The following is a 7053-nucleotide window of genomic DNA, read 5'->3' on the forward strand; positions in this document are numbered from 1 at the left end:
GGCTGCGGCCTCATTTCCTGCCGCGCGCCGCCTATTACGGCCTCGACAAGGTGCTGATGGAGGCGATGACGTGATCGGAGCTCAAGGCTTCGACCTCGACACGGTGACGATCCTGATCTCGGGCGGGTTCGCTTTGACCTTTGCCGCTCTCTACATGGTATTCGGCGGATTCTTCGCCGAACGGCGGCTGCGCGACCGGCTCGAAGACCTCGACGCACATGCACAAGGCGGCCAGCGCACGCTCCAGATGGCGACACTGAGGCGTGTCGAAAAGGCGGGAAAGCTCCCGACGCTCGACAAGCTGCTGTGGCGCTGGTTTCCCAATGCCAGCAGCATCCGCCAGAAGCTTCAGGCCTCGGGCACGAATGTCACGCTGGGCGACTTCGCCTTCGCATCGCTCGCCCTTTCCGTCGCCGTGGCGTTCCTTCTGTTCGTCATCGTCGATCTGGCGCCGCCCGTCGCATTGGGCAGCTCTCTGATGATCGGCGTCGGACTGCCGAACGTCTGGATCGGCTGGAAGGCGAAGCGGCGCGGCCAGAAATTCAACCTCCTGTTCCCCGAGGCGGTTGACCTGATCGTTCGGGCGCTGCGGGCCGGTCTTCCAGTGCAGGAGGCGATCGGCACGGTTTCGCGCGACATCAAGGATCCGGTCGGCGCTGTCTTTCGCCGCGTGCAGCAGGAAGTGCAGCTCGGCGTGCCGATCGACACGGCGCTTTGGCGGGTCGCCAAGACGGTGCAGACGGACGAGTTCAACTTTCTCATCGTCGCCATGTCGATCCAGCGCGAAACCGGCGGCAATCTTGCGGAGACGCTGGCCAATCTGGGCGCCTTGCTGCGCGCCCGCCAGCAGCTTCGTCTGAAGATCCGCGCATTCACTTCGGAAGCGCGGACCACGATGATGATCATGGTCGGCCTGCCGTTTCTCGTCGGCGGCGGCCTCTTTTTCATCTCTCCGGACTACATCGCGCCGCTGTTCACGACCGAAACCGGCCAGATGATTGCAGCGGCCGCTGCCTGCAGCATGGGGCTCGGCATCTACGTCATGAACAAGATCGCCACGATCAAGGTCTGACGCCGCCATGGATCCCGCCCTCTCGGAGAGAAGTTTCGCGGTCATCGTCGCGGCCGCGACGTTCGTGGGATTCTGGGCGCTGGGGATGGCATTGACGTGGCAGCCGCCGATCGAGGCGCGCCTGAAGGCGCTGCGCACACGCCGCATGAAGACGCGCGGCGAGCATATGGTCGCCAAGACCTCGCCGAAGGCGGTTTCCTTGGGCTTCCTTCGCGAGATTGCCGATCGTCTGAACCTACTTCGCGGTGCGGCGGCCGATCAGACCTCCCGCAAGTTGCGTCAGGCGGGGTTCCATTCGCGCGATGCCGCGGTGGTCTACGTCTTCGTCAAGCTCGCCCTGCCGCTGCTGCTGGGCTTCCTGATGATCGGCCTGACCTCGGTGACGAACGTGATCGCCGTCCCGGAAGACTTTGTCCTGGCCACTTGTGTCGGCGCGGTGCTGGTGGGGTTCCTGCTGCCGGAGCTCTACATCAAGAACGTCGCGTCGAAGCGTCGCGAGGTATTGAACGCGATCCTGCCGGAGGGGCTCGACCTGCTCACGATCTGCGTCGAAGCCGGGCTGAGCATCGATGCCGCCTTTCGCCGGGTGTCCCGCGAAATGCAGGGCTCGATGCCCGAACTGGCGGTCGAATTCGAGATGACGGCCATCGAACTCACCTATCTGCCCGATCGCCAGCAGGCCCTGGAGAACATGGCGGACCGGTCGGATTCAGCGGCGGTGGCCGCGCTGGTGAATGCACTCCGCCAGACTGAAAAATACGGCACGCCGCTTGCCGCGTCGCTTCGCATCCTCAGTCAGGAATTCCGACAGACTCGCGCCTCGAAGGCGGAAGAGAAGGGCGCACGGATGCCCGCACTTATGACAGTCCCTCTGATGGTTTTTATCCTTCCCACGTTGATCACCGTGCTGATCGCGCCAGCGATCATGTCGATGTTCGCCGTGAAATGATTGAAACAAGACTCTCAATTTACGGCGTGAGGCCACCACCATACGTTCTACCGTCGATGGAACGACTCACATCAGAGGTTCCAAGGTGAATTGGACGCATGGATTGTCGGGAAGAGGATGGCGGCTAGCACCGCTGCACCGACTCATGCGCATTTTGCGCGACGTGCGGGGTGTCTCCGCACTCGAGTTCGCGATCCTGGCGCCGGTCTTCCTGACGATGGCCTTTGGAACTCTTCAGTTCGGCATCGCGATGAACCACTACATGGTGCTTACCAATGCAGCGGCCAAAGGCGCGATGACGTTTGCGTTGAGCCGTGGCACCTCGACGCCCTACGCCACGACGACGACGGCGATTACCAGTGCGGCGCCCAGCCTGGCCGCCGGGCAGATTTCGATCACCGTCAAGGTCAATGGTACCGCCTGTGCGACCGATGCCGCTTGTTCGGCAATACTGGTCGCGGGGCAATCGGCGCAGGTGAAAGCGACCTATCCCTGCGACCTGACGGTCATGGGCGTGAACTACGCACCAAGTTGTACCTTGAGCGCCGAGACGGCGCAGATGGTCCAGTAGGGGGAGAAGATGATGAAACGCCTGGTATCGTCCGGTCCCGAAGTCCTTCGCCGCTTTCTACGCAACCAGCGGGGCTCGACGACCTTGATATTCGCCGGCATGGCCACGGCGATGGTGGGCCTGGCCGGGTTGACGATCGACGTCGGGCGGGCCTATTCGGCCAAGAACGGGTTCGACGCCGCGACAGAGGCGGCGGCGCTGGCGGGGGCCTACGCGCTCCAGTCGCCCAATGCGAACGCGGCCAGTGTCCAGAGCGCCGTCAATGCCTGGAATGCCGCCCATCCGGCGCCGAACGTCACCAGCTCCACCGCCACCGCGACGCTCATCTGCGTTACCTCCACGGCAAATCTGCCGAGCTGCAACGGGACAAGCCCGAATGCCGTCACGGTCACGCAGACGGCGACGATCTCGACCTATTTTCTCAAGGCTTTCGGGTTCCAGTCCCTCACGCTTGCGTCGACCAAGACGGCGAGTAAAGCGGGCGGCAGTGCGACGCCGCTGAACGTGATGTTCGTGCTGGATGCCACGGGGTCGATGGGCAACTCGGACAACAATTGCACGGTTCCGGGGAAGAGCAACCCGACCAGGTTCGAATGCGCCCTGTATTCCATTCAGAGCACTCTGAAGGTGATGCCGGCCTCGATGGACAAGGCCGGCCTGATGGTCTTTCCGGGCCTCGCCTCGCAATACAGCCCGACGTCGCATCCGTGTCCGACTTATCCGTCCTCGGTGCCGTACTATACGAGCACCATCAAGTATCAGATCGGCACCACTCTGGACTCGACCTACAACGACAATGCCGGCGCGCTGGTCAATTCATCGCCGCTCGTTCAAGCGGTCGGCAACGGCACATCGCTGACGCCCTGCGTCACGAACAGGGGCGGCCAGGGGAGCTATCTCGCGGAGGTTCTCATCAAGGCGCAGGCCGCGTTGCCGATCGTCGCCGGTACGAAGAACGTGATCATCATTCTCAGCGACGGCGATTTCAACGCATCCCTGTCTCAATTGAACAACCAGAGCACCTATTTAAAGGGCCAGTGTGACCGGGCGATCGCCGCGGCCCAGGCCGCGACGGCGGCGGGAACCCAGGTTTTCTCCGTCGCCTACGGCGCGTCGACGAGTGGCTGTTCGTCGGGTGACACCCACAATCCCTGCACGACGATGCAGTCGCTGGCCTCGGACTCGAGCAAGTTCTACACGACGTCTTCGACCTGTCAGCTGAACGGCTCGCCCAACCCGCCGTCGAAGCTGCCGTCGGTCTTCCAGGCGATCACGAGCCAGCTCACCAAGCCGCGCATGCTGGTGAACTGAGGCACCTGGCTTGGCGCCAAGCACCTCTGCCCGACCGCCTTTGGTCGCGCAGAGGGTCGATCGTGATTTCTGACGCGATTTCAACAAGTTGTCCCCAGCTATTGGGGTGTTGGTTGCGGTTGCCCCCAATACTTTGATACTCTCCCTCCGACATTGGCAGAACCTGCAGAAGCAGAACGCCTATTTGGGGTTGGAATGAAGCTGGCGCCGATCTTCAGCGCGGGCCGAGCGCTTATCGGGGCGCTCCTCGTCGCGGGCTGCGGGCTCGACCTCGCCGGTTCGAATACCAAGGGCGATACCTACACCTCATCGGTGCAACAAGCCGATGAAGCCCGTCAGGCGGGCAATTTCGACACCGCGATCCCGCTCTACGGCAGAGCCTTGCAATCGAAGCCTGATGGTGTCGAAGCCAAGATCGGGCTCGGTCAGTCCTATCTGTCGATCGGTGCGCCCGACGAGGCGGCCGCTCTGTTCCGGGACGTGCTGACGCAGCGCGACAGCAGCCAGGTGGCGCGGCGGGGACTAGCGTCGGCATTGATCTCGATGGGCCAGCCCGATCTCGCGGAGCGCCAGCTCGAGGCCGCGCTGCAGTCGGACGGCCGCGACTATCGTTCGTTGAATGCGTTCGGCGTCGTGCTCGACATGCAGGGGCGGCACGCCGACGCCCAGGCGAGGTACCGCCAGGGCATCGAGGTGGCGCCGGACTATCTGCCGTTGCGGAACAACTTCGCGCTGTCGCTGGCGATCTCGGGCAACCCGCAGGAGGCGATCGCCCAGCTCGTGCCGATTGCCAACAGCCGCGCGGCCGATGGGCGCGTGCGCCAGAACCTGGCCTTCAGCTACGCCATGGCCGGCGATCTCGAGAATGCCCTGCAGGTCAGCCGCAAGGATCTGGACGAACAGAGCGCCCAGCGGCAGCTCTCCTATTTCATGCAGCTCAAGGCCCTGCCGCCGGAAGCGCGCAGCGCCGAATTGCGACGTAACCCCAGCTTCTTTCCGCAAACCAGCGGTGGCGCCTAGCCGGCCAGATCGAGGAGGATGAGACGATGTACGGATCCCGCGGTTCGGTCATGAAGGCCCTGGCCTGTCTCGTGGCGTTCACGATGGTCTCGCCCGTGGCCGCCCAGGTTCCGCGCAGCACTGTCGACATGCCGGCATCGGCCGGCGTGCCGGAGTTTCGCGATCCCAAGACGGGGCAGATCTGGACGCCGAACAACGTCGGTCTGGTGCCGGGTCCGAACACCCCGGCCGACCGCGCTTTCGATCCGCTGGGCCAGGCTGCCCGCGTCGACGGCGTGGTCGTCCAGAGGCCGAAGGTGACGCCCCTGGGCGCCGTGCCGATCACGGCTGGACCCACGGTGCCGGTCGTTAACATCGAGAACGCGACGTTGCGCGCCGTTCCGGAGCAGCGCTGGCAGGTGGTGCTCTACCTGAATAACAACAGCGGCAGGACCGTCGTGCCGCTGCTTCACTGCAGCTTCACCAACGCCGGCAAGCCGGTCGAGCAGACCCGTGTACTCCTCCCGGCGGTTGGAGGTGGCGTACGCGTCGGGCTCACGGTCTATGGGCCGAAGACCAGCCTCTTCGTCGATCGCGCCACCTGCAAGGTCGAGTCGCCCTAGGGGCGGCGCTCATCCCTGGACGGAATAGCCGCCGTCGACCGTGATGGCGGCGCCGGTGACGAAATCCGATGCCGGCGCCGCCAGGAACACCGCGATGCCGGCAAAATCGTCGGGTATGCCCCAGCGACCTGCCGGCGTGCGCTTCAGCACCGATTCGTGGAGGCCCTGCACTTCCTCGCGTGCACGCCGGGTGAGGGCGGTGTCGATCCAGCCCGGCAGGATCGAGTTCACCTGGATGTTGTCCTTGGCCCAGGCGGTGGCCATCGCCTTGGTCATCTGCACCATGCCGCCCTTGCTCGCGGCGTAGGCGGTCGCGAAGGCCGCGCCGAAGATCGACATCATCGAGCCGATGTTGATCACCTTGCCGGCGCCGGCCTTCTTCATCGCCGGGTATGCGGCCTGGCTACACAGGAAGGCGCTGGTCAGATTGCTGTCGAGGACCTTGTGCCACTCCGCCGCCGTGAAGTCCTGCGGCTGCTTGCGAATGCTCATGCCGGCGTTGTTGACCAGGATGTCGAGCCGGCCGTGGCGCTTGACCGTCTCGGCGATCAGGGCGTGGCAGGAGTCCTCCTTCAGGACATCGACGGCAATCGCGCTCGCCGTCGCCCCGAGGCCCTGGATCTCCTTCACGGCGGCGGCGTTCTTGGTTGCGTCGCGCCCGGCGACGACGATTGCGGCGCCGGCCTCGGCCATGCCCTTCGCCATTCCGAGGCCGATGCCGCCATTGCCGCCGGTAACGATGGCCACGCGGCCGGAAAGATCGAAAAGCTTCATCTTGTTTCCTCTCTCTCGATGGACGCCCTGTATAGCCGACGGGACAACCGGAAACAGCTGTCGTCGCGGACGATCCGACCGGCGTGGAAATGCAAACGGCGGTGGCCCGAGGACCACCGCCGTTCTTCGTTGGCGCAAAGGGGATGGTTACGGTCCGACCTTGGTCGGTGCGCCGTCTTCCACGAGATGATCGACGTCGAGGCTCTGCTGGGCGTTCTTGACGTCGGCGAACAGGCTGTGCTCGCCGCCGCCCATGCCCTCCTCGGTGGCGACCTGGAGGAGGCGGGCATCGAGTTCCCACTGCTTGAGGATCTTGGTTTTCTCGGCTCGATCGAAGTCGTGGCTGTCGACGACCTCGATCGGGTGCTTGAACACGCTGCTCGGGCTCGTCAGCGCCTTCTTCTTGTCTTCGTTGGTCATCATGGCGGCCTCCGTATGGTGAGTGCCAACAACGGACGGCCATTGCCGCGGTTCCGCACGGCTACTTCTTGTTCCGAGGCTCCGCGGGTGCGTTGCTCTTCGCTTCGCCCGTGGCGGCGGCATCGCGATCGATGAGATTGAGGAGGTCGGCCGGCAGCGGCTCGCTCGCGATCTCGTCGTACATCGCGTGCAACTGCTTGTGCAGCCAAAGATCGAACGGACGCTCGTTTGAAGCCTTCACGCGGGGCCGGACCATTTCTCCGGTCCGGCCGCCACGCGGCTTGTCGTCACTGGCCATGACGCACTTTCGCCCGAAGGCAGACCACTCCACGAC

General features: G+C 64.2%; 9 protein-coding genes. 6 read left to right on the forward strand and 3 right to left on the reverse strand.

Annotated features, from left to right (window positions below; translation table 11 throughout):
• Window positions 1-70: 70 nt before the first annotated feature.
• The 6 genes from EPO55_RS04720 to EPO55_RS04745 all read left to right on the forward strand — a co-directional run bounded on the left by EPO55_RS04720 (window position 71) and on the right by EPO55_RS04745 (window position 5525).
• Window positions 71-1072, forward strand: coding sequence for a type II secretion system F family protein (locus tag EPO55_RS04720; RefSeq protein ID WP_296335307.1), 1002 nt, complete (start codon window positions 71-73; stop codon window positions 1070-1072).
• Window positions 1073-1079: 7 nt separating this feature from the next.
• Window positions 1080-2021, forward strand: coding sequence for a type II secretion system F family protein (locus tag EPO55_RS04725; protein ID WP_296335309.1), 942 nt, complete (start codon window positions 1080-1082; stop codon window positions 2019-2021).
• Window positions 2022-2166: 145 nt separating this feature from the next.
• Complete coding sequence (locus EPO55_RS04730; protein ID WP_296335310.1) at window positions 2167-2592, forward strand: TadE/TadG family type IV pilus assembly protein; 426 nt, start codon at window positions 2167-2169, stop codon at window positions 2590-2592.
• A gap of 12 nt (window positions 2593-2604) precedes the next feature.
• Complete coding sequence (locus EPO55_RS04735) at window positions 2605-3903, forward strand: pilus assembly protein TadG-related protein (protein WP_296335316.1); 1299 nt, start codon at window positions 2605-2607, stop codon at window positions 3901-3903.
• Between the two features lie 195 nt (window positions 3904-4098).
• Window positions 4099-4923 carry a tetratricopeptide repeat protein gene (locus tag EPO55_RS04740; protein ID WP_296335311.1) on the forward strand — a complete coding sequence of 275 codons (825 nt, stop codon included), beginning with the start codon at window positions 4099-4101 and terminating at the stop codon, window positions 4921-4923.
• A gap of 26 nt (window positions 4924-4949) precedes the next feature.
• Window positions 4950-5525 carry a hypothetical protein gene (locus EPO55_RS04745; protein ID WP_296335312.1) on the forward strand — a complete coding sequence of 192 codons (576 nt, stop codon included), beginning with the start codon at window positions 4950-4952 and terminating at the stop codon, window positions 5523-5525.
• Window positions 5526-5534: 9 nt separating this feature from the next.
• On the opposite strand, the gene EPO55_RS04750 is transcribed toward EPO55_RS04745, so the two are convergent.
• The 3 genes from EPO55_RS04750 to EPO55_RS04760 all read right to left on the reverse strand — a co-directional run.
• A complete protein-coding gene (locus EPO55_RS04750; RefSeq protein WP_296335313.1) occupies window positions 5535-6299 on the reverse strand; it encodes a glucose 1-dehydrogenase in 765 nt (254 codons plus the stop codon).
• A gap of 147 nt (window positions 6300-6446) precedes the next feature.
• Window positions 6447-6722 carry a hypothetical protein gene (locus tag EPO55_RS04755; protein ID WP_296335314.1) on the reverse strand — a complete coding sequence of 92 codons (276 nt, stop codon included), beginning with the start codon at window positions 6720-6722 and terminating at the stop codon, window positions 6447-6449.
• A 58-nt stretch (window positions 6723-6780) separates the two neighbouring features.
• The coding region (locus EPO55_RS04760) for a hypothetical protein (protein ID WP_296335315.1) at window positions 6781-7053 on the reverse strand (273 nt) is incomplete at its 5' end.

Origin of the sequence: Reyranella sp. (genome assembly GCF_004296935.1) — a bacterium.
Classification (GTDB): domain Bacteria; phylum Pseudomonadota; class Alphaproteobacteria; order Reyranellales; family Reyranellaceae; genus Reyranella.